We start from the raw sequence: 22,677 nt of genomic DNA on the forward strand, positions 1-22,677 counted from the left end.
ATAATAAAAAATGGTGAGGTAAAAAATGGCAATCATGAATGGTTCCACAGAATATCTGTTAAATATTATCCGTGCCGCAATCCCATATGTTACTTCTAGAACAAGAAGCAATATGGAAGTTGCTATAAAAACTGGTGAATTAGCTGAATCTTTTCAGGGAAGGGGGAATTCCCCAGAACTAGAAGCCTGCGATCTGGGCGAGGAAACCGTGGATGTGGAAGGACTTTTACTTAGTGTACAAAATGTATGTGTAGGAAGAGAACGGGAAATGGTTAATACCGCCCTCAATTTCTATAAAACCAGAAGTCTCTATCAAGCCTATCAGGCATTCCGCCGTAACACACTTCAGCCAGAATTACAGGCTGCCAGCGTAGGAAATGAGCAAGGCCACTCTAACAATCCAAATAATACAATGTTTGATTTCTTAATGTCTCAGCTTACACCAGAACAGAAATCTACTTTTGACACTATGAACATGCTCATAAACAATGGCAACTTTAGCGACCCTTCAAACCTCAGCAATCTTGCTAAGATGATGGGGGCAGGCTCTAATAACGGCAACGGAAATGTTAAATAAAGAAAGGGGGATTTCCAATGGCTGATTTAGATTGGATCCATGACCCATTGTTAAAAAATATGAGCCATCACAAAAAAGAGATTTTAACCAGCCTGATAAAACAGGCAGAAGGAAAATCAGCTGCAGAAACCATACCAATACTTCTAAGTACCCAAAAACTTATGAACGAACAAGGTGTAAAATTTTCTCCACAAGAACAGAACGCTATGTTTTCTATTTTATCCAAAAAATTAAATCCTCAAGAACAGCAGCGATTTGATGCAATGAAGAAAATGATGCGGTTTTAACAGCAGCAAAATGTCTTCTCACTCAAGATTAAGGGAGAAGACATTTTGTTTTTATCCGATTAATAAACTAATGGATTAATCTGTTAGTTTATTAATTTATTAATTTATTAATTACACTAGAATAATTGCTTAGCATGTTACTGCTGTCTGAATTTCCATAAAGCTGTGAATACAAATCACGAGCGGATAAAGACGAAGAACTTTTATCTGATATGCTGCGGACGATCTCATTAGACAGTTTTTGAATATCCTCTTCTGATAACCTGCCTGACGAAGCATTTTGAGCTGTATTTTCCTCTGATGTTTTTTCCTTCTTGCTTGCATGCTTTGCAGAATCAACACCTAAATATCCAAATATCTTTTTAATATAATTCTGAGTTTCCTGAAAAGGAGGAACTCCACCATATTTATCAACATTTCCGGAACCAGCATTGTAAGCTGCCAAAGCAAGCTTTACACTTCCGTTATACTTTGTCAGCTTGTCAGCCAGATATTTCGTACCTGCCAGAATATTTTCCCTCGCATCAAAAGAATTCTGGACTCCTAGTCCTTTTGCAGTGGCAGGCATTAACTGCATAATGCCTTGTGCTCCCACACTCGACACGGCCTGTGTATTAAAATCAGACTCAGCCTTTGCAACAGCCTTAATTAGTGCAACTGGCACCCCATAAGTATCTGCTGCCTCCTGAAAATACGTTTCTAGAGAACCTGGCGAATCTACACAAACTAAATCTTCTGGATTTGTATACTTGGTTCCACTATTTTTATCTATTTCTTTTTCGTTATTCTCTTGTTCATTTATCTTTTTGTCTAAAACGGAATCAAACTTTTCTCCATCAGTCTTACTTAATGCTTTGTCTGTTGGCAGGCTTCTTACATAAGTAAGTCCCTTTAATTGGATGGAATTGACCATTTGCACCTCTCCTAACACTATTTTTCCATGTATAATATCTTAGATTATAACACATGTCCGCACTAGTAACAACCCTGTCATTGTACCTATTCTCGTCACATTTCTTGCACAGCAGGCTGATATAACCCAGATACAGGAAATTTACCATAAGTTTCATTCCTTAATACTAATTGTCATTCTTTCAATCATTATCCATGAGAAAATTTATCTCATCATACTAAGAATCATTTCAGCAGTTTCCACCATATTGGTACCGCTATCCATGCTTGTCTTTTGTATGTATCTATGTGCCTCTTCTTCAGACATGTTATTTCGCTCCATTAATACAATCTTTGCCTTATCAATTGTATCTTTGTCCGCCTGCGAACGCTGTTTTCCTGCCTTTTTCTTTTTCTGTCTCGTATACTGGTAAGTCATCATTTCCAATGTATTCATCAAATCTTTTGTCTTTAAAGGCATTCCAAGACAGATAATTTCGTTATTCATACATTCTGAAAGTTTTGCAGGGGATGCAATTAGTAACATTTGAAAAGAGCGGGGCAAATAATTGTACAGTTCAAGATAATGCATATCTGCAAATTTGTATCCACAAATAATAATGCCTTCATCTAACTCATTGGCAAGACTGATAGCCTGTGCTCCCAAAGTACAGACAGCCTGTACTTCTAAGCCACAACGTACCAGCACATTTTTTATGCTTTTCCCATTTTCCAGCTTGGGAAATAGCACTATAAAACTTAACACATCTAATCACCTCCACATTTTTTTGTCTGTTGGTGATTGCATCCTAAATACGGTATAAATACTGTTCGATCTCCCAATTGGATACCTGTTTACAATACTCATCCCATTCCTTTTTCTTTCGTTCCACTAGTTTAGTGGCAATCTGTTTTCCTACCACATCTCTAATAAATGTATCCTTTTCAAACTCCTGAATGGCACATTCTAAGTTAGATGGTAATATTTCCACTCTTTCTTTGTTATCTTTGATACAAGACGTTTTCTTTTTCTCAATGCCTTCCAGTCCTGCTGCCAGACAAGCTGCAATAACCAGATATGGATTGGAAGCTGCATCAGGGCTTCTAAGAATCAGCTGTGTTCCTCCATCAGAAGCAGATTCAATGCGAACCAGAGTGTCTCTGGCAGATTCAGACCAGTTCACTTCTACTGGTGCATTATATCCTTTTACCAGACGCTTATAAGAATTAATAATCGGATTGTTTAATAAAGTCATGCCTTTTATATGTTCTAATATACCAGCTGTAAAATAATATGCAATATCGCTGATTTTATTTTCTTTCTCTCTATCCGTAAAGACGTTTCTGCCCATCTGGTCATACAGCTTAAATGTTAAATGCATGCCAGAACCATTTACTCCACACAAAGGCTTTGGCATAAATGTAGCATGATAACCATGTCTTCTGGCTGTAGTGCGTACAACCATTTTAAATGTTGCAATATTGTCTGCAGAACGTAAAGCATCATCACTTTTAAAATCTATTTCATGCTGGGCAACTGCTCTTGAATGGTAAGAACTTTCCACCTCAAAACCCATTTCCTCAAGAAACATAACCATTTCACGTCTAGCGTTCTGTCCCTGATCCAAAGGTCCAATATCAAAATATGCACCTTTTTCTCTTGTCTTGGTAGTTGGTTCCCCATTCTCATCTGTATCAAATAAGTAAAATTCACATTCCGAACCAACATCCAGTGTATAACCAAGCTTACTAGCTTTCTTAATTACTTTCTTTAATACATTTCTGGAATCCGCTTCAAATGATTCCCCATTTTCTTTTCTTACATCACAAAGCAATCTTGCAACCTTTCCTTGCTGTGGTCTCCAAGGAATAATTGTAAAAGTATCCAGATCTGGAACTAAAAACAAATGTCCTACATGATCATCCATACCCTCAATCGCTGCACCATCAAACATACATTTATCATTAAGTACTTTTTCAAGCTGGCTTGTTGTAACTGCCATGTTTTTTAATGTTCCAAAAATATCAACAAACTGAAGACGAATAAATTCCACATCTTCTTCCTCAACCATATCCATGATATCCTGTTTTGTATATCTGCTCACAAATATCGCACCCTTTCTCAATATAGAGTTATCCTTAATTACCTACTTTCAGTCCAACGACTTTCCTATCAATAAAAAAAGACAAAGTGGTTCCTTATTAGACCACCTTGCCCATTTACCTGTTATATTAACAAGAAAATCTGTCTTTGTCAATTCCTATACTGCTTTCCCAACATGGTATCTAAATAATGTGGTAATGCTCTAACGCTTTGTATATTCCATCATCATGTATATCTGTAGTTACAAATGATACTTTATCTAATAGATATGGATGGCTATTTCCCATAGCTATACTGATTCCTGCATGATCAAGCATAGAAATATCATTCATGCTGTCTCCTATGGCAATTGTCCGTTCATTGGGAATTCCTAAATGCTGTGCCACATAATCCATTCCTGTTGCCTTTGAAAATCCTGTTGGAACTAATTCATAAAAATCTTTCTCTCTTGCAATAAACTCAAACTCCGATTTATATTTTTCATGAAATGCTTCAAAGTTGGAGTTTTCCACTAGCCAGAGTGCCATTTTATCAAATATAATATCTTCATCATCCCAAAGTTTTTGAAAATCTAATTGATTTCCAAATGTATCTCTTGAATGTTTTACCATATCAACAACTGGATGCAGACATTCCTTTCTATAATAAATATTTTTCCTGCCTTCTAAAATTCCATCAATATTGCATTCTAGCAGATCTTTAACAAGCTGTTTTGACTTTTCCGTACCTAATTCCTGTTTCATTAACTCTTTTCCATGTAAATAAATATTTGTCCCGCATCCACAGACAAATCCATCAAAAGATATATCTTTTATAAAAGGGTCAACTGCTGAGTAGGTTCTGCCTGTATTGATAAATGTATAGTGTCCATTTTTCTTAGCAAGCCTGATTGCTTCAATGGTTGAATCTGGAATTCCACTTTTATCTTCTGGAACGATTGTCCCATCAATATCAAAAAATATTGCGTAATGCTCCATAATCTCTCCTGTTCTGTATTTTTCTTTGTTCTTATTATAACGTATCCTTTACAATCCTACCAACCATTTCAAGCAATTTGTGTACTTTTTATAAAACAAACTATTGTAGAAAATATCTTTTTGTACTATACTAACAAGTAAATGGCTTAAAATTATATTTGGAGGAATATTTTTATGAAAAAAACTTCAGTGAAAAAAATTTCAGCATTTCTAATCTCATGTGTTATGGCTCTTAGCATAACTGCCTGTAAACAAAAACCTGCTGAAACCAAAACATCCAAGGTTCCAGCTTCACAAGCTAGTGAAAATACAACTGTTACACCAAATACATCCAATCAGCCGAAGGAATCTGCTACTTCTACTCCTAAAACCAGTACCTCCATCAATAAGATTGAAGCAGGCTTAGGTGATTTAAAATTATATTATAACAGCAAGTGGACTTATGATGCTGAGAAAAGCCAAGATGCTACACTGGCCTTTACAAGAGGAAATACCATAATTGGAGTTACTTGCAGCCAGGAAACTACGTATCAAATTCCACAGGACATGATGAAACGTTCTCTAGATGCTGCCAAAGCACAGGAAAAAGATATAAAAATAATCAAAGACATGAAAGAAATCAAAGTAAATGGCGACATCTGGTATGAATGTTCCTACCAGACAGGCTCTGGAGATGATACTCAGTATTATATTCAGCGTACCTATGGCAAAAACTATTATGCCTATTCTATTTCCTACATGGGAGTTGGCGATGATTTTGAAGCTTTCAAATCTAATGCCCTGACTATTTTAGACAGCTGTATTTTAGATGTTCCTGATAACAAAGGGGAACAGGAAGCGAAAAAAGAACTGATTGGCGAATTAGATGCTGGTTCCAAAGGTTATCTGGAATTAAGGAAAGATGGTACTTACTATTGGTATAGCGATTCTTCAAAGAGTATGGATAATGTACATTACGGAACTTACGCTTGTGATAATAAAATCAAAGCTATGAATATCGCAGAAGGAAAAAACGGTTATTATTTAGCCCTTTTCCCATCCAAATATTTTGTCAATGGCGAAGAAAGTGATATGGCGGCCTATAAAATTGAATTTGCATTTTCTAAAGCTGCATCCAAAGGTGCTGATTACCAGGCAATCAACTTACTCAATTATTCTGTATACGATTTTGTTCGTATCAAATAAACATGTCGTTTTAATAAAGCGTAAAAAACATCCAGGATTGATATATCTGGATGTTTTTTTGCTAACACTGTTTAACTTATTCTGTAATTTCTATGCCTCATATTCTGCTACATCAATAGATTCAATTACAACATCCTCTAAAGGCTTATCGTTTTCATCCGTTTTTGTTGCTGCAATCTTGTCTAACACATCAAGGCCGTCGTATACTTGTCCAAATACAGTATAACCACCACTTAGATAAATAGAACCGCCAGCTTTTAGATAGTTATCAATTACGCTGTCATCATATGCTTCTAATGGCAAGCCTGTCTGTTGTTTGTACTGCTGTACATACTGTGCAAATGCCTGTTTTAACTCTTCTTTATCCTGTGATACAATAGATGATTCCTGAGTAAGAAAGAACTGGCTTCCATTAGTGTTTCCGCCACCTGCATTCGCCATGCATAAAGAACCCCGCAAAGGAATCAGGTACTGGTTAATTTCATCTTCAAAAGATTTTCCCCAGATGCTTTCGCCTCCCATTCCAGTTCCTTGTGGATCGCCACCCTGAATCATGAAGTTCTCTATAACACGGTGGAATGTTATGCCATTATAATACCCATTTTTAGCCAAAGTAGTAAAGTTCTTCACAGCCTTTGGTGCTGCATCTGGAAAGAAATGCACTTTTATATCACCATAATCTTTTATATGAAGTGTAGCAACCGTCTCACCCTTTTCTGGGCCTGCCAGCTGGTCAATTACCTTATCCGTTGGAGCTTGCACATCTTCTATATTTTCTGCCTGTGCCTCTTGTGTTTCTTCTTTACTGGCTGCACCTGAATCTTTTTCAGCTTTTGTATCCTTTGACCCACATCCTGTTAAAGCTGCTGATAAAGCTAACACACAGCCGAATACTGCTGCTTTCTTAAAAAACTTACTTTTTCTCATCGCATTTTCACCTTTCTTCGTTTTCCCTTAATGGTTTTTTCCTGTAGCTGTTCATACACTGATTTTCCCTTTTTGTTCAGAATTTCTACATATGTGATACTATCACGAACGTCAATAATCCCGATATCTTCTGCCGTCACACCTTCCATGCTGCATATGGTACCTACAATATCTCCAGCACGAAGTTTTGATTTTCTTCCACCGCCAATAGAAAGCCTGGTAATGTCTTTCTGGAACACTGCTCCCTTACTTTTTTTAGGCTGCATTTTCTGCTGCTGGCGTTTCCGGAATTCTTTCTCCTTCTCCGCTCTTTCACTGTCATTATCAGAAAATCGTACTTTCTCTGCCATCTGTATAGGAACATTGGTATATCTCTCTACAGACTGCTTCATTTTGATGTCTTCCTGTCTGACAAAACTAATTGCCTTTCCAGATTTTCCATTACGCCCCGTTCTTCCTATTCTGTGTACATAAGACTCCTTAGAGGTAGGAAAATCATAATTGATGACATGTGAGATTTCTTCAAAGTCAATTCCTCTTGCAGCTACTTCTGTAGCAATCAGGTAATAAAACCTGCCTTCCCTGAAATCTTCAATCACCCGAAGTCTCTCTTTCTGATCCACAAGACCATGAAGCATGCAGCAGCGGACTTTCGCTTTTCTAAGCTGACGGTATAAAACATTTACCATATCCCTGGTTGCACAGAATATCATACAGCTCTTTGGATTTTCCTGAACCAGAACATCCATAAGGCACGAAAACTTCTCTTCATTTTCCACTTCGTAAGCAATCTGTTCAATCTGATCCACCGTTAATGTTTTACTTTCTAAGTAAATATCTTTTGCCTCTTTCATATAGTTCTGACTTAGCTTTTCCACATTTTCATCTATGGTAGCAGAAAACAGCATGGTAACCCGTTTTTCTGGAAGCAGACTAAGTACTTTTTTTACATCATCTAAAAACCCCATATCAAACATCAGATCCGCTTCATCAATGACCACATATTTCACCTTATCTGACTTCAGTGCTTCTCTCCCAATAAGATCCAAGGTTCTTCCAGGAGTTCCCACTACTATATGAGATTTCTGTTTCACGGTTCGTATCTGCTTATCAATTGGAAATCCTCCGAATACAGCAGGCACCTTCAGTCGTTTTCTTCGTCCAATATGAAAAAGTTCGTTACTTACTTGTACGGCAAGTTCCCTTGTTGGCTCTAGTACAATGGCTTGTGGATGATTTTCATCCCAATCCACCTTTTCACATAATGGCACTCCAAAAGCCGCTGTTTTCCCACTTCCAGTTTTGGATTTTACCACAATATCGTTTCCATCTAAAACTTCAGGAATGACTTGTTCCTGGACCTTTGTTGGAGCATGATACCTTAACATTGTCAACGCTTCAAGGATTTCCTTACTAAGGCCATACCTTGAAAATAAATTCTGTTCCATATTTTTACCCTTTTATTATACGTTTATTTGATGAAATTTCTGTGTTTTCAACCTTTTTATCTTAACAGATTTTTTGAAAAATAAAAAGAGGGCAAATCACACTAAGTAATTCATATGCATTCCTTTTTAGTACAGAAAAAAAGAAAAGTGCCGTTTAGTGATTTTTCAAATCCCTAAATCGGCACTTTTTTGTCTTAATTCAGATAAAAACGAAGTTCATCCATAAGCTTTTGTTCTAATTTTACAATATCGTCTACCATTTTTTTCACTTCTTCATGAGCAGCAGGATATTTGTTGAAATAACGGCTTATAGACTGAATGCCCATATTGCATCCATCAATCATTAAACTGGCAATTTCGCTGTCAGTAGGCTCCGTAGCATATTTTACATTGATTTTCATCCATGCCATAGCTGTTGCCATTTTACTAGGCTCTTTTTCTTCTTCTCCATAGTCCTTTAGACGTGATTCTGTTTTTTCTTCAATTTCCTTATGCTTGCTTCTTGATTCTTCTAGCTTCTGGCGCATTTCTAAGGATTTAATGCGGTCCATTACCTCATCAAAACTTTTTACAGCCATCTTAACACCTGCATTGCATTCTTTTAACAAACAAATCGTATCTTCATTTGCCATATTACATCTCTCCTATCTGATTATAGGAGTAGTATTTACCACTTTGGGCTTTCTTATTAATATCCAGTCATCATAGTTAATGTATACTTATCCCCATCTTTTATTTGGATTCCATCAATGCCTGTCTGGGATGCTTCTCCATTCACTTCAACATTCCACCACTGTTCTTTGGATTCATCTGCTTCCATTCCATCTGCTGCAGTAATAAATTTACCATATTCTGAATCTTTATATGTAATCAGATCTTCTTTTACTAACAAATCACCTAGTGTTTTTTCTTTTGTCTTAAATTTATAATTCTTATTGTATGACTCCGCATCATTTACAATCTGAACCTGTACTTGAAAACTGCTTTGTCCACTGACATTTCCTTTTTGTTTAAAATTTCCTCCTACCAAAATCGCCGCTAATATAGCTGCTGCCAATAATGCTGCACTGACTGCCAGCTCCCATTTTAAACTCTTCCTTTTATCCATATAATCCCCATCTTTCTTCTTTTTAAGAAAATTATACGGAATTATAAGTAATTAGTAAAGCATTTCTATGAATTTTGTATTTGTCTTCCATCTTTGTTAAGATGATAATCGTATTTATAAATCATATCCGAAATTCTTTCAAAGGAATACCCTCTCTTTTGAAGTACCAAAACAACTTTATTCAATGCATTTTTTATAAATTTAGTACTTGTATGGCACAAAACAATGGAACCTTCTTTTAACTCCTGGTTATTGCAGATCTCGTTTACAATTGCCGCAGTCCCATAATCCTTCCAGTCCTTAGAATCTACATTCCATTTAATCGGGTAATACCCTGACTGCCTAGATGCTTCCAAAATGTTTTTACTAAACTCTCCATATGGGGCACGAAACAGGTTCATATCCACGCCTAGCATATCTTTTACAAGTTTGTGGGCTTCTTTAATCTGCCTTATGCAATCTTCCTTTGAAAGTCTCTCCATCTGTTTATGACTCTGGCTATGGTTTCCAATATCATGTCCTGCTTCATATATTTTTCGTACCGCATCTGGATGTTTCTGTATCCAGTCCCCTGTCATAAAAAAGGCTGCTGGAATTCCTTGCTCATCTAGGACATCAAGGATTTCTTCTACCTTCTTTTCTCCTCCCGAAACATCAAAACTCAGTGCTACTTTTTTCTCATTACAGCATACACTTCTGATAGGCATTTCTTTTGTTTTTGCTTCTTGATGAAAGGCAGAAACTGCTCTTGGTATATAAAAAAATATGCAGCTTGCCAGAACCACAAATGACAGTCCAAATAAACCTGCTTTAATAAATTTTGCAATTCTTTCTCTTTCTTTTTCAATGTCCATTTCTTTCCTCCTGCTTCCAATATTCAAGTATTACTATCAATATATTTAAGACAATCTAAACTATTCCACTTTTTCCCTTTGCCTAATATGACTTATACAGCGAAAAACATAACATCTTGCAAAAAAGCATTTACACGATTTCGTATATACGTTAAAATTGTAGTAGGTTTTGCGGCATCTTTGCAGACCAACGATAACCAAAGAAGGGGTGTAAATTATGACAGGTCAAGAATTTATAGCAAGCTTATCGCCAGTTGCACATCGAATTATGAGCATATATCAATTTAAAGAGGAGAAACCAATTGCCTTGCATATAACAGATAATACGGAAAAACCTTGTTTTATGGTTAATGACGACCCAAATTGTTACCCGCTTTATATTAATCCTGACGCATTAGGTCCTATGGCTGAAAAGGCATTTATTCATCAGTTCTGTCACTGTGTACAGATAGAAGAACAGTTTCCATTCGTAAGAAGCAAAACTCCTGACGATCCACAGACGGTGCAATTAGCTCATGCTATTAACAGTCTTGTTTTAGATATGTTTGTAAACCATGTTTTAAACGATAATGGATATCCAAAAGATGTAAAGAAGTTAGAGGCCCTTTATACAGAGCTGCACTTCCGTTTTCGCTATTTTACAGAGAAAAAACTTCCTATTACTGCAGATAACCAAGTATATGCCGAGTACATATATGCTACACAAATTGCAAGAGTTTACATGGAACTTGACTCAAAACGTGCCCGTGCATTACAAAAAGAAGTAGCTGTTTTCAGTAAAGAAACCAAATTGTATGCGGGTATATTTATTAATACAATCAAGGCTTATCCTTATGATACCCATGTAGGATGCCATTACATATTTGATCATTTAGTAGATCAGTTAAAATTATCAGATGTGTTAGAAATTGGCCATATTAAAAAGCCAGCAGATGAAGCTGCTGCAACAGAAGAAGTTAATGCTCCTGATAATGTTATGCCACTTAATAACTCTGATTCAGAGGAATAAATACGACGTACTTCTAAGCTCCTGGTCTCAAAGGAGCTTTTTCAATGAAGTTTATTCTTTTTTAACATTTATTCATAGTATACTTATTTCTTTTTATTTCCCGATATGATAAACTTTTAGTATATTAAAGGTTATTCTACAGAGAGGAAATCAGTTATGCGTAATTTTTTCAGAAAAATTCTTTATGGACGTTATGGTGTTGATCAATTTACAACTGCTCTTATTGTAGGCAGTGTGGTACTTTCCTTACTGTATTCCTTCTTCCATATTCGTATTTTTTACCTTACATCAAGTGTTTTGGTAGTATATGCACTGTTTCGTATGTTTTCTAAGAACTTTGCCAGCCGCCAGAAAGAAAATACTCTCTGGCTTAATTTCTTTGGAAAAAGCAAAAAAACATCTAGAAAATATATTCGTATGGCAAAGGATCTGCCTCATTACCGTTACTTCAAATGCATGAACTGCAAACAGGCTATTCGTGTTCCAAGAGGAAAAGGAAACGTGGAAATCAGATGCCCCAAATGTGGATATTCATTCCGAAGCAAGACTTGATGCTGCTTCAAAAAAGAGAAACACTGCACTTAAATTTCCTGCCACAAAAAAAAGCTGTCAAACTAATTTATGTTTAGCCTGACAGCTTTTTTTAACAGGAAGCGATAAAACTTCTTACTCTTTCTAATAACATATCTAGCGCAACAGAATTAAATCCACCTTCTGGAATGATAATATCTGCTCTCTTTTTACTTGGTTCTACAAATTCTTCATGCATTGGCTTCACTGTATTCAAATACTGGCTAATAACAGAATCCAAGCTCCTGCCCCTGTCTTGTACATCACGAAGCAGTCTTCTGATAATGCGGACATCTGCATCTGTATCTACAAACACTTTAATATCCATAAGTTCACATAACTCTTTATTCTCAAAAATCAAAATGCCATCTACAAGAATTACACGTGCAGGTTCTACTTTCACCTTTTCTTTCATACGTGTATGCTCTACAAAAGAGTATACTGGATGTTCAATAGCATTTCCCCTTTTCAGCTGTTTTACATGTTCAATTAAAAGCTCTGTATCAAATGCATCTGGATGATCGTAATTTAACTTGGTACGTTCTTCATATGTCAGATGATCGTTTGATTTATAATAATAGTCATGTGATAAACTGACCATTTCACCTTCAAATGCTTCTTTTAATCTATCTGCCAGCGTTGATTTTCCCGATCCGGTTCCGCCAGCAATCCCTATTACCATGGTCTGCATGCTCTTCCTCCAATGTACCTATTTATATCTCATATCAGCTTTATATTATAAACCAAAACACGGGCTGGAATCAAGACACATTTTTAGTGCAAGTAAAAAGGCGGTTACCGAAGTAACCGCCTTTTTGGCTCTATCTAAAGACTATTTGGCTAATTTCATCATAAGCTCATTGCTTCTTGCAATAAATGCTGTTAATTCCTCTGCTTGTAATGGCTTATGGCTTAACATTGCTAAATCATAAAGCTGCTGGCAAATTAAGCTTACAGATTCTCCTTCTGGATTCTGTAATAAATACTGTACCAGCTGGTTGTTAGAGTTAAGCACTAATGTTTCACCCTGGCCACCAAACATTGCTGGATCCATTCCACCCATGTTGTACATTTTCATCATATCCTGCATTCTGCGGCTTTCTTCTGATAATGTAATCATGGAAGAAACATTTGCATTCTTTAGCTTCTCAACTTTTACATCCAGTTTGTCATTACTTAAAGCCTTTCTAAATAAGTCTGTTAAAGATTCTGTTTCTTTCTTTAATGTTTCTTCATCTACCTGATCCTCTTTAAAGGATTCTGTTAAATCAGCATCTATTCTCTGGAATTTGACCTTGTCATCACTTTGTTCTAATTGTGTGATAAATGGCTGGTCAATATTATGAGTAAGGATTAACGCATCTAAGCCTTCTTCCTTAAACATTTTTACATACTGGCTCTGCTGCTGAAGATCTGTTACATAGTAAACTGTCGTTTTCTCTTCTTCTTTGTTCTCTGTATTTTCTTCCGCCTTTTCTTCCACTGCTTCAGTCTCTTGTTCCTCTTTCTTAGGATTTACAGCCTCTACATATTCAGATAATGTAACAAACTTGTCCTCTAAGTTTTTGAAAATAATGAAATCTTTCATTTTTTCACGGAACTTATCGTCTTTTAAGCAGCCGTATTTGATAAATGGATGAATGTCATCCCAGTATTTTTCATAATTTTCACGATCTACTTTATACATGCCAGACAGCTTATCTGCTACCTTTTTAGTAATGTAGTCAGAAATTTTCTTAACAAATCCATCATTCTGTAAAGCGCTTCTTGATACATTAAGTGGAAGGTCTGGACAATCAATTACCCCTTTTAATAACATCAGGAATTCAGGAATAACCTCTTTAATATTATCTGCGATAAATACCTGATTATTATAAAGCTTAATTACGCCTTCCAGATTATCGTATTCTGTATTTACCTTAGGGAAATATAAAATACCTTTTAAGTTAAATGGATAATCCATATTTAAATGAATCCAGAATAAAGGCTCTTTCCAGTCATGGAATACTTTACGGTAAAATTCTTTATAATCTTCATCACTGCACTCATTTGGATGTTTTGCCCATAATGGTGTTGTATCGTTAAGCGCTACTGGACGTTTATGGATTTTTGCTTTTTCTTTTCTTGGAGAAACCTCTACAATTTCCTTTTCTCCATTTTCATTTTCTTTTTCTTCTGTTTTCGCTTCTTCTACAATATTTTCTACTACTACATCATCTTCGCGTACATCAGCTAAATCAACTGTTTCAAATTCCTGCTCTGCATTGGCTTTTTCAAAATAAATTTCAACAGGCATGAAAGAACAGTATTTATCTAAAATTTCTTTTACACGGTAGTCATTGGAGAATTCATAGCTGTCTTCATTTAAATAAAGTGTAATTTCCGTACCAGCTTCCATTCTGCTTCCTGCTGCCATCGTAAACTGCATTCCACCTTCAGATTCCCACAATACAGACTCTGCACCATCTTTGTAAGAAAGTGTGTTAATGGTAACTTTATCTGCTACCATGAATGCGGAATAAAAACCTAATCCGAAGTGGCCGATAATCTGATCTTCATTAGTTTTATCTTTATATTTATTTAAGAAATCAGTAGCACCAGAGAAAGCAATCTGATTGATATATTCTTTTACTTCATCTGCTGTCATGCCAATACCATTGTCAATAAATTTAAGAGTTTTGTCTTCTGCATTGGCAATTACTTTAATCTGTGGCTTATAATCATCTGCCAATGTTACTTCGCCAATCATGTCAAGCTTCTTTAATTTTGTTATCGCATCACACCCATTGGATACTAACTCACGAATAAAAATATCATGGTCAGAATATAACCATTTCTTTATGATAGGGAATATGTTTTCAGAATCAATTGATAAATTGCCTTGTTCATTTACCATACTAATGTTCACTCCTTAAACTTCGATTTATATTTTGACACGCTGTAAATACGTGTTATGTTCGTTTGTATTATTTATATTAATACTTAACAAATCAAAAGTCAAGAAAAAATTAGCACTCATTTCAATCGAGTGCTAATAACCGTTAAGATACTTCCTCATATTCAATTTGGTAATACTTTAAAAATTTCTTTAAATCATAGTCCCACTGCTCCTGCATGGTATGATCCATGGTAAAAATGCGGTACGCAACTCCCGTTGTAATGTACATTTCCCCATTTTCATACTTCATATTTAAGCAAAACTGAGAAATATCATGTTCTTTCCAGTCTCCACCTGCCCGCTGAATCAGTCGTGTTTTGTTTTCACCTGATAAAAAGAAAACAAGTTTCATGGAAGCAGGAACTTTATTTCCCTTAATTACCTGATAAGCATAAGGTTTTATCTGACTCCATTTGGAGTATTCTTCTGACGTTTCCAGTTCACCTGTATCATACCATGATTTATTAATCTTTCCATTTATATGAAGCGTACAAAATGTAGCAACATCCAGTTCTGACACTAGAAAGTTATCAAATACCGTCTGTACCAGCAGTTTTGACATGACATTTTTTACATCACTCATTTTTAGGCAAAGCATGCAATCCCTCGTTTCTGTTCCTTATAAGCCTCGTTGACAAAGCTGTTTCGTTATTTTAGAATTATATCATATGTATTTTTAATTGAAAACATAAACTATTAAGAAAGAAGGTTTGGAAATGAATGTAGCAATTACTAGTTTAAAAGAGTTCATCGAAGAAGCAACTTCTCCTTACCATGTTGTTGCAAAATCAAAACAGGTTCTGGATGCAGAAGGCTTCACAGAACTTCCATTTGGTTCTGCCTGGAGTCTGGAAAGCGGTGGACGATATTATACAATCCCTTACGGCACAACTCTTTACGCTTTTACAATCGGAAGTGAACCCGGCAATCAGCCAAGCTTAAGAATCGCCACAGCCCATACCGATCACCCATGTTTTCATATAAAGCCCTTTCCTGAAATGAACGAACATGGTTACTTGAAAATAAATACGGAAACATATGGCGGACCAATTCTAAATACCTGGTTAGACCGTCCACTCTCTGTTGCTGGCAAAGTATGCTTAAAGAGTGACTGTGTCATGAATCCTGAAACCGTATTGTTTGATGCCAGATTACCTTTGCTTACAATCCCTAATTTAGCAATTCACATTAACAGGGAAATCAATAAGGGAGTGGAACTGAATAAACAGACCGATTTAGCTCCTATCATTGGAATGATGAACGAAACATTGAATAACAAAAACTTCTTTATGGAATATTTAGCCAAAGAATTACAAGTAGAAATATCTGATATTCTGGATTTTGATTTGTGTATCTACAACTGCGAATATCCAGCATTAATCGGACTGAACCAGGAGTTTTTCCAGTCACCAAGACTCGATAACCTGACCAGTGTTACAGCATGCCTGAAGGGTATTATTAACGATGAAAACAAAAATAACATTCATGTTATTGCACTTTATGATAATGAAGAAATCGGAAGCCGTACTAAGCAAGGTGCAGATTCTTCCATTACAAGCATCCTGCTTGAAAAAATTTATACAGGAATCGGCCATGGCCGCACAAGTTTATACAGTGCTTACCTTAACAGTATGGCATTATCTGTCGATGTTGCACATTGCCTGCATCCGAATTATGTTGGCAAAAATGACCCTACTTCCTTCTGTGAACTTGGCAAAGGTGTAGTTTTTAAATTAGACAGCAATCAGAAATATGCCTATGATACAGAAGCAGTTGCCATTTTAGAGCAGATTTGCCAGGCACATGATGTAAAATATCAGAAATTTGTAAACCGTTCTGATATGACAAGCGGAAGTACTCTAGGTTCCATTCTTTCTTCCTGGATACCAGTTAAAACTGTTGATATTGGAATTCCACTTCTTGCAATGCACTCTGCAAAAGAATTAATGGGTACAAAAGATCAATCGGAATTAGAAAAAATAATAGACAGCTTTTTTAAAGAATAAATGTCATTCGCGGTGTCCTTTGCCAAAGACATGCTTTATGTCATGTCCTTGGCGGCTATCGCGAATTTTTATTTTCAAAGTTAAGTTTCTATAAACATAATTACTGTTCTTGCAGGCACATCATATGTCTTGCCAGAAACAGGTTCAAATCCATCACCCAGTTCCTGTTCATTTTCTAAATCCGTACGAACAAGAACTGCCCATTTTTTTCCCTTTGCTGGATTTGGCAAAGAGAATGCATGCTGTTCCCAATGGAAATTGTAAGCTATATACATATCCTTTTCAAACTCATTACGGCTTAATTTCGCATATTGTCCACATAATAGTATTCCAAGCGTTCTACTGTAATTCGTATAATCCGGATACCATGTCTGCAGGCCATGGAATGAAATATCAGGACATCCACAAGAAATATAATCCATTCCCTTAAGCTGTTCTGTCCTATGAAACAAAATATGCTGCTTCCTAAACTGAATACACTTCTTTGTAAATTCAAGAATCCAGCTGTTTTTATTCTGATCATTCCAGTTTAACCAAGTAATCTTATTATCCTGGCAATACGGATTATTATTTCCATTCTGGCTGTTGCCAAACTCATCGCCTGCCACTAATAGTGGCACTCCCTGGCTAAAAAACAATAGCATAAGAGCATTTCGAATCTGCTTTTTCCTAAGCTCCAGAACTGATTTCTTCCTAGTCTTTCCCTCCACACCACAGTTCCAGCTAAAATTGTAGTCCGTCCCGTCCTGGTTTTGTTCTCCATTTTCTTCATTATGTTTTACATCATAAGATACCATATCCATCAATGTCATACTGCCAGTATTGGATAGATAATTTATCACAGCCTTACCTTCTGGATTATTTTTAAATACATTGGTAAAGGAAAGTACCTGTTCCTCGTCTCCCTTTAAAAACCTTCTGGCAGCATTCATAAATTGATCATTATAATCCGCTAAATGCTTTCTTTTAGGAACTCTTCCATCGGGATAGCAGTTCGTTATATTCCAGTCCCAGGTAAACAGTTTTGCCTGATTCAAGACAGGATCTGTGGCCAATAATTTATCTGGAATCCATTCTTGATTAACCTTAAAACCATCAATCTGGTAATACTTCTGCCAGAAGTGCAGGCAATCTATAATCAGGCTTTGATTCGTGTTAAATGCAAAATAAAACTCCATATACACTTCAATGCCATTCTCATGCAAAGCATCTACCATTTCTCTAAATTCATTACAGCAGTTATCAGGTACTGCTGCATAGGATGCTTTTGGTGCAAAATAAAAATTATCTTGGGCATATCCCCAGTAATTCAGTTTCCAATCTTCCTGTTCCTGAAAATACGGCCTAGTTATAGAAGATGAGACCGGATAATTCTTTTGCCAAGTACAGTCTTTCACTTCACTGAACTCATAGCAAGGCATAAGTTCAACTGCATTAATACCCAATGATTTTATATACGGTATTTTTTCTATAACTCCCTTATATGTGCCCTTCTCTTTTACCCCAGAGGATGGATCCTTGGTAAATCCTCTGACATGAAGGCGGTAAATCAGCAACTCTTGAAAACTAATCTTTGTCCTGCTGCTTATTCTTTGATTGAGGTCAAAATTCTTAACTTTATGGTAAATCTGATTTTTAGAAACTGGTTTTCCCCAAAGCTCTCTTCCCACAATCTGCTGTGCATATGTGTCTGATATTACGGCTCCATTTTTCTCATAATAATAATACCATTCCTTATCTTCCTCTAATGGCACAATGATGGAAAAAACATCTCCTATGCAATACTTCTCATCTACAGGAATCACCATTTCCTGTTCATTATAAGAAGGAAATTCAGAGTCACTATATTCAATTCTTTTTATTTTGCCTGACAGAATATGCAATTTGCAATCCGGTTCTTCCATAAGCGAAATAGAAAACTGAATTTTACCTTGCTCTATCCAGCAGGCTCCAAGCGGATAGCCCGTTCCCGGTTCTATTTGAATGCTTTTACAACGCCCTTTTGCCACAATATGCCTCCATCCCTGTTATCGGTTATTCTTCTCTGCTTCAATTTGTTCATTTAAATTGTTAAGATAAACCCAACGTTCCATTTTGACATCTAGCAATTCTTCTACTTTATCTTTTTCTTCCATCAGTTCTCTAAGCTTGCCATAGTTATTGGCATTCGCTTCTGATTGTGATTCTAATTCCGATAATTTTTCTTCTAGCTTTGCAATTACATCGTCTATTTCATCAAACTCTTTCTGCTCCTGATAAGAAAATTTAAGACGTTTTGTCTTTGGCTTTTCTTTTACACTTGTCTTTTCTTTCTTAGGTGTATTTCCAACAGCAGGCATAACATATGTTGTATTTTCTTTATAATCTGTAAATCCGCCTTCATATTGGTTAATCTTTCCATTTCCCTCAAATGCCAGAATTCTCTGAACTACACGGTCCAGAAAATATCTGTCATGGGAAACTGTAATAACAATTCCTTCAAACCTGTCAAGATAATGTTCTAGAATTGTAAGAGTCTGAATGTCCAAATCATTAGTAGGCTCGTCCAGAATCAAAACATTAGGTGCTTCCATAAGAACTTTTAGCAGATATAAACGTCTTTTTTCTCCACCTGAAAGTTTACTGATATAAGAGTACTGCATATCTGATGTAAACAGAAATCTTTCTAACATCTGGGAAGCTGAAATACGGCCTGTACTAATTTCAATATATTCCGCAACATTTTTTATATAGTCAATTACTCGCAGTTCTCCATCTAAATACTCGTTTTCCTGAGAGAAATATCCTATTTTCACAGTAGTTCCGATTTCAATTGTTCCACTGTCTGGCTCTAGGTTTCCTGTGATTAATTTAAGCAAAGTGCTTTTTCCACAGCCATTATGTCCAACAATACCTAGCCTTTCTCCCTTGACCATGGTATAACTGAAATCTTCAATTAATTTTTTCTCTCCAAATCCTTTACACAGGTGCTCAATCACGATAGTTTTTCTTCCTAATCTAGCAGAAGCAGATTCTATCTCCACATTTTTATCTTCTACGATTTTTTCCCTGTCTCTTAACTCCTCAAATCTCTGGATATGTGCTTTCTGCTTCGTTGATCTTGCCCTTGCCCCACGCATCATCCATTCTAAATCCTGACGGTACATGCTTTCTTTTTTACGCTCTGTAGCAAGTTCCATTTCTTCACGTTCTGCTTTCAGTGTAAGAAAAACCGTATAATTTCCATTATATGTGTAAAACTTTGCTTTGTCGATTTCTAATATTTTATTGGTAACCTTATCAAGGAAATATCTATCGTGAGTTACCATAATAATAGAACCTTTATATTTGTTCAAATAATCCTCTAGCCATTCCGTCATTTCATTATCTAAATGGTTGGTAGGCTCGTCTAAAACCAGAATTTCTGAAGGATTCAACAAAGTACGAACAAGTGCTGCTCTTTTCTTTTGACCTCCTGACAGCTTTCCTGTTATCATGTCCGGCTCAGAAAGCCCAAGTTTCAGTAACATGGAAGTTGCCTGGCCTTCTAGATTCCAGTGCTCATTTTCACTTTCAATGCCACGTACTACATTTTCAAGAATGGTCAATGTTTCATCAAATTCAGGGACCTGTGAGAGATAACCAATGCGGACTTTGTTTCCTTTGGTTACTTTGCCTTCATCTGGTTCTTCCAGACCTGCAGTTATTTTCAGAAAAGTTGATTTACCTGTTCCATTTATTCCAATTACACCAAATTTATCTCCCTCATTTAAACCGAAAGATACTTTATTGAATATTTGCTTCTCTCCATATATTTTACTTACATTTTCTATCGTCAATAAATTCATATTAATGCTCCTCTGTAAACACATCTAGCACTCATTATACTATGGAATGAAAATCAATACAAGTTAAAAGGTTTTCTAAATGTTTCAACTATTTCACTTCTAAAACGCTTCCTTTCTTCCTTGGCCACTTTCATCTGCAAAAAACACTTGCAAATTATTGATTTTCCTGTAAAATAAGGAGTGATGTTTAATTTTAGCCAATAATCGAATGATTTGAAAATATAAATTAAGAGAGGTAACGCTATGATACAAGCAAGTAATGTAACTTTAAGACTCGGTAAAAGAGCCTTATTTGAAGATGTTAATATCAAGTTTACAGAAGGAAACTGCTACGGTCTTATCGGTGCAAATGGTGCAGGAAAATCTACATTTCTTCGTATTTTATCTGGTGAGTTAGAACCTACTAATGGTGATATCATCATCACACCTGGCCAAAGACTTTCATTCTTGAAACAGGATCACTTTAAATATGATCAGTTTGTTGTATTAGACACTGTTATCATGGGCAATCAGAGATTATACGACATTATGAAAGAAAAGGAAGCCATCTATGCCAAAGAAGATTTTACAGAAGAAGATGGTATCCATGCCAGTGAATTAGAAGGCGAATTCGCAACTATGAACGGATGGGAAGCGGAATCTGACGCTGCTATGCTTTTAAATGGTTTAGGCATTGACACATCCCTTCATTATATGGAAATGCACGAATTAAGTGGTTCCCAGAAAATCAAAGTTCTTTTAGCTCAGGCTTTATTTGGCAACCCAGACATCCTGTTACTAGACGAGCCTACTAACCACTTAGACTTAGATGCCATCAGATGGTTAGAAGAATTCTTAATTAACTTTGAGAATACCGTAATTGTTGTATCTCATGACCGTTACTTCTTAAATAAAGTATGTACACACATTGCGGATATTGACTACGCAAAAATCCAGCTTTACTCTGGTAACTATGACTTCTGGTATGAATCCAGCCAGTTAATGATTAAACAGATGAAAGAAGCAAATAAAAAGAAAGAGGATAAAATCAAGGAACTTCAGGAATTTATCCAGCGGTTCAGTGCTAACGCTTCCAAATCCAAACAGGCTACTTCCAGAAAGAAAGCATTGGAAAAAATCCAGCTTGATGACATTAAGCCATCTAGCCGTAAATACCCTTATATTGATTTCCGTCCTTTCCGTGAAATCGGCAACGAAGTATTAACGGTTTCCAATCTGTCTAAAACAATTGATGGGGTAAAAGTATTAGACAACTTATCCTTTATCATCGGCCATGATGATAAAGTCGCTTTTGTTGGTAACAACGGACTAGCTACTACTACATTATTCAAGATCTTAGCTGGCGAAATGGAACCAGACGAAGGTGAAGTAAAATGGGGTATTACTACTTCCCAGGCTTACTTCCCAAAAGACAATACGAAAGATTTTGACTGTGATGATATTATTGTTGACTGGTTAATGGAATTCTCTCCTGAAAAAGATGTGACTTATGTACGTGGTTTCTTAGGAAGAATGCTTTTCGCTGGCGAAGACGGCGTTAAAAAAGTTAACGTATTATCTGGTGGTGAAAAAGTACGTGTCATGCTATCCAAAATGATGATTATGGGTTCAAATGTTTTAATTATGGACGAACCTACTAACCACTTGGACATGGAATCCATCACAGCATTAAATAATGGGCTTATTAAGTTCCCTGGTGTTGTATTATTTACTTCACAGGATCACCAGTTCATTCAGACAATTGCAAACCGTATTATGGAAATCACGCCTGGCGGTTTAATTGATAAGATTACAACTTACGATGAGTATCTTGAAAATGACGAATTAGCACGTAAGAGACAAATCTTAAGCAATCAGGATGATAACGAAACAGATTTATAATGTTGTAGGAAAAACGGCTCTATGTCAAGTGTTGGAGGGTGATTCCCTGAAGCATGCTTCATTACTAGACGTAGGGTTATTTTTATAT

21 protein-coding genes are annotated in these 22,677 nt (G+C 36.1%); 7 read left to right on the top strand and 14 right to left on the bottom strand.

The genetic code is table 11. The annotated features are described in order from the left end of the window. Positions 1-25: 25 nt before the first annotated feature. Positions 26-577, top strand: a complete 552-nt coding sequence (locus tag BMY85_RS01815; protein WP_092475592.1) for a hypothetical protein — start codon at positions 26-28, stop codon at positions 575-577. Between the two features lie 17 nt (positions 578-594). Next, positions 595-864 (top strand): hypothetical protein, encoded by a 270-nt coding sequence (locus BMY85_RS01820; RefSeq protein ID WP_092475595.1) that lies wholly within the window; start codon positions 595-597, stop codon positions 862-864. Positions 865-955: 91 nt separating this feature from the next. Here BMY85_RS01820 and BMY85_RS01825 read toward each other — a convergent pair whose 3' ends face one another. The 4 genes from BMY85_RS01825 to BMY85_RS01840 all read right to left on the bottom strand — a co-directional run bounded on the left by BMY85_RS01825 (position 956) and on the right by BMY85_RS01840 (position 4,836). Further along, complete coding sequence (locus BMY85_RS01825) at positions 956-1,777, bottom strand: lytic transglycosylase domain-containing protein (RefSeq protein ID WP_092475598.1); 822 nt, start codon at positions 1,775-1,777, stop codon at positions 956-958. A gap of 204 nt (positions 1,778-1,981) precedes the next feature. Then, a complete protein-coding gene (locus BMY85_RS01830) occupies positions 1,982-2,521 on the bottom strand; it encodes an ANTAR domain-containing response regulator (RefSeq protein WP_092475600.1) in 540 nt (179 codons plus the stop codon). Between the two features lie 43 nt (positions 2,522-2,564). Beyond that, positions 2,565-3,860: a glutamine synthetase family protein gene (locus BMY85_RS01835; protein ID WP_092475923.1), complete on the bottom strand. Its 1,296-nt coding sequence runs from the start codon at positions 3,858-3,860 to the stop codon at positions 2,565-2,567. 181 nt (positions 3,861-4,041) lie between these two features. After that, positions 4,042-4,836: a Cof-type HAD-IIB family hydrolase gene (locus tag BMY85_RS01840; RefSeq protein WP_092475602.1), complete on the bottom strand. Its 795-nt coding sequence runs from the start codon at positions 4,834-4,836 to the stop codon at positions 4,042-4,044. Positions 4,837-5,010: 174 nt separating this feature from the next. Between BMY85_RS01840 and BMY85_RS01845 the strand changes: the two genes are divergently transcribed. After that, positions 5,011-6,021, top strand: a complete 1,011-nt coding sequence (locus tag BMY85_RS01845; protein WP_092475605.1) for a hypothetical protein — start codon at positions 5,011-5,013, stop codon at positions 6,019-6,021. 90 nt (positions 6,022-6,111) lie between these two features. On the opposite strand, the gene BMY85_RS01850 is transcribed toward BMY85_RS01845, so the two are convergent. The 5 genes from BMY85_RS01850 to BMY85_RS01870 form a co-directional block, all read right to left on the bottom strand. Continuing rightward, complete coding sequence (locus BMY85_RS01850; protein ID WP_092475608.1) at positions 6,112-6,948, bottom strand: peptidylprolyl isomerase; 837 nt, start codon at positions 6,946-6,948, stop codon at positions 6,112-6,114. Continuing rightward, positions 6,945-8,396, bottom strand: a complete 1,452-nt coding sequence (locus BMY85_RS01855) for a DEAD/DEAH box helicase (RefSeq protein WP_092475611.1) — start codon at positions 8,394-8,396, stop codon at positions 6,945-6,947. Before BMY85_RS01855 ends, BMY85_RS01850 begins: the two co-directional genes overlap by 4 nt. Before the next feature lie 194 nt (positions 8,397-8,590). Beyond that, on the bottom strand, positions 8,591-9,028 hold the full coding sequence (locus tag BMY85_RS01860; RefSeq protein ID WP_092475614.1) for a DUF2383 domain-containing protein: 438 nt from the start codon (positions 9,026-9,028) through the stop codon (positions 8,591-8,593). 56 nt (positions 9,029-9,084) lie between these two features. Continuing rightward, a complete protein-coding gene (locus tag BMY85_RS01865) occupies positions 9,085-9,504 on the bottom strand; it encodes a DUF4430 domain-containing protein (protein WP_092475617.1) in 420 nt (139 codons plus the stop codon). A 65-nt stretch (positions 9,505-9,569) separates the two neighbouring features. Next, entirely contained in the window at positions 9,570-10,358 is a 789-nt protein-coding gene (locus BMY85_RS01870; RefSeq protein WP_092475619.1) for a polysaccharide deacetylase family protein, read from the bottom strand. Between the two features lie 217 nt (positions 10,359-10,575). Between BMY85_RS01870 and BMY85_RS01875 the strand changes: the two genes are divergently transcribed. Further along, positions 10,576-11,367: a hypothetical protein gene (locus tag BMY85_RS01875; protein WP_092475622.1), complete on the top strand. Its 792-nt coding sequence runs from the start codon at positions 10,576-10,578 to the stop codon at positions 11,365-11,367. Positions 11,368-11,523: 156 nt separating this feature from the next. Then, entirely contained in the window at positions 11,524-11,919 is a 396-nt protein-coding gene (locus tag BMY85_RS01880) for a hypothetical protein (protein WP_092475625.1), read from the top strand. A gap of 91 nt (positions 11,920-12,010) precedes the next feature. Here the strand turns inward: BMY85_RS01880 and udk are convergent, their stop codons facing one another. The 3 genes from udk to BMY85_RS01895 all read right to left on the bottom strand — a co-directional run bounded on the left by udk (position 12,011) and on the right by BMY85_RS01895 (position 15,473). After that, the gene (udk, locus tag BMY85_RS01885) at positions 12,011-12,628 is read right to left on the bottom strand and encodes a uridine kinase (RefSeq protein WP_092475628.1); all 618 of its coding nucleotides are present in this window, start codon (positions 12,626-12,628) and stop codon (positions 12,011-12,013) included. Positions 12,629-12,769: 141 nt separating this feature from the next. After that, positions 12,770-14,833, bottom strand: a complete 2,064-nt coding sequence (gene htpG, locus BMY85_RS01890; protein ID WP_092475631.1) for a molecular chaperone HtpG — start codon at positions 14,831-14,833, stop codon at positions 12,770-12,772. A 145-nt stretch (positions 14,834-14,978) separates the two neighbouring features. After that, positions 14,979-15,473 (bottom strand): DUF5721 family protein, encoded by a 495-nt coding sequence (locus tag BMY85_RS01895; RefSeq protein WP_092475634.1) that lies wholly within the window; start codon positions 15,471-15,473, stop codon positions 14,979-14,981. 118 nt (positions 15,474-15,591) lie between these two features. Here BMY85_RS01895 and BMY85_RS01900 point away from each other — a divergent pair, with 118 nt between their 5' ends. Beyond that, the gene (locus BMY85_RS01900) at positions 15,592-16,881 is read left to right on the top strand and encodes a M18 family aminopeptidase (protein WP_092475637.1); all 1,290 of its coding nucleotides are present in this window, start codon (positions 15,592-15,594) and stop codon (positions 16,879-16,881) included. 80 nt (positions 16,882-16,961) lie between these two features. Here BMY85_RS01900 and BMY85_RS01905 read toward each other — a convergent pair whose 3' ends face one another. Continuing rightward, positions 16,962-18,890 carry an alpha-amylase family glycosyl hydrolase gene (locus tag BMY85_RS01905; RefSeq protein ID WP_092475640.1) on the bottom strand — a complete coding sequence of 643 codons (1,929 nt, stop codon included), beginning with the start codon at positions 18,888-18,890 and terminating at the stop codon, positions 16,962-16,964. Positions 18,891-18,908: 18 nt separating this feature from the next. Beyond that, positions 18,909-20,708: an ABC-F family ATP-binding cassette domain-containing protein gene (locus tag BMY85_RS01910; protein ID WP_092475642.1), complete on the bottom strand. Its 1,800-nt coding sequence runs from the start codon at positions 20,706-20,708 to the stop codon at positions 18,909-18,911. A 243-nt stretch (positions 20,709-20,951) separates the two neighbouring features. Between BMY85_RS01910 and BMY85_RS01915 the strand changes: the two genes are divergently transcribed. Further along, a complete protein-coding gene (locus tag BMY85_RS01915) occupies positions 20,952-22,589 on the top strand; it encodes an ABC-F family ATP-binding cassette domain-containing protein (protein ID WP_092475645.1) in 1,638 nt (545 codons plus the stop codon). Positions 22,590-22,677 lie beyond the last annotated feature (88 nt).

This window comes from [Clostridium] polysaccharolyticum, assembly GCF_900111595.1.
Lineage (GTDB): Bacteria > Bacillota > Clostridia > Lachnospirales > Lachnospiraceae > Clostridium_AI > Clostridium_AI polysaccharolyticum.

Coding starts and splice junctions, on each gene's coding strand:
- htpG (WP_092475631.1), bottom strand. CDS start 14,833: ATGGTAAATGAACAAGGCAATTTATCAATTGATTCTGAAAACATATTC.
- BMY85_RS01860 (WP_092475614.1), bottom strand. CDS start 9,028: ATGGCAAATGAAGATACGATTTGTTTGTTAAAAGAATGCAATGCAGGT.
- BMY85_RS01840 (WP_092475602.1), bottom strand. CDS start 4,836: ATGGAGCATTACGCAATATTTTTTGATATTGATGGGACAATCGTTCCA.
- BMY85_RS01820 (WP_092475595.1), top strand. CDS start 595: ATGGCTGATTTAGATTGGATCCATGACCCATTGTTAAAAAATATGAGC.
- BMY85_RS01865 (WP_092475617.1), bottom strand. CDS start 9,504: ATGGATAAAAGGAAGAGTTTAAAATGGGAGCTGGCAGTCAGTGCAGCA.
- BMY85_RS01875 (WP_092475622.1), top strand. CDS start 10,576: ATGACAGGTCAAGAATTTATAGCAAGCTTATCGCCAGTTGCACATCGA.
- BMY85_RS01825 (WP_092475598.1), bottom strand. CDS start 1,777: ATGGTCAATTCCATCCAATTAAAGGGACTTACTTATGTAAGAAGCCTG.
- BMY85_RS01915 (WP_092475645.1), top strand. CDS start 20,952: ATGATACAAGCAAGTAATGTAACTTTAAGACTCGGTAAAAGAGCCTTA.
- BMY85_RS01895 (WP_092475634.1), bottom strand. CDS start 15,473: ATGCTTTGCCTAAAAATGAGTGATGTAAAAAATGTCATGTCAAAACTG.
- BMY85_RS01900 (WP_092475637.1), top strand. CDS start 15,592: ATGAATGTAGCAATTACTAGTTTAAAAGAGTTCATCGAAGAAGCAACT.
- BMY85_RS01850 (WP_092475608.1), bottom strand. CDS start 6,948: ATGAGAAAAAGTAAGTTTTTTAAGAAAGCAGCAGTATTCGGCTGTGTG.
- BMY85_RS01815 (WP_092475592.1), top strand. CDS start 26: ATGGCAATCATGAATGGTTCCACAGAATATCTGTTAAATATTATCCGT.
- BMY85_RS01880 (WP_092475625.1), top strand. CDS start 11,524: ATGCGTAATTTTTTCAGAAAAATTCTTTATGGACGTTATGGTGTTGAT.
- BMY85_RS01855 (WP_092475611.1), bottom strand. CDS start 8,396: ATGGAACAGAATTTATTTTCAAGGTATGGCCTTAGTAAGGAAATCCTT.
- BMY85_RS01870 (WP_092475619.1), bottom strand. CDS start 10,358: ATGGACATTGAAAAAGAAAGAGAAAGAATTGCAAAATTTATTAAAGCA.
- BMY85_RS01910 (WP_092475642.1), bottom strand. CDS start 20,708: ATGAATTTATTGACGATAGAAAATGTAAGTAAAATATATGGAGAGAAG.
- BMY85_RS01845 (WP_092475605.1), top strand. CDS start 5,011: ATGAAAAAAACTTCAGTGAAAAAAATTTCAGCATTTCTAATCTCATGT.
- udk (WP_092475628.1), bottom strand. CDS start 12,628: ATGCAGACCATGGTAATAGGGATTGCTGGCGGAACCGGATCGGGAAAA.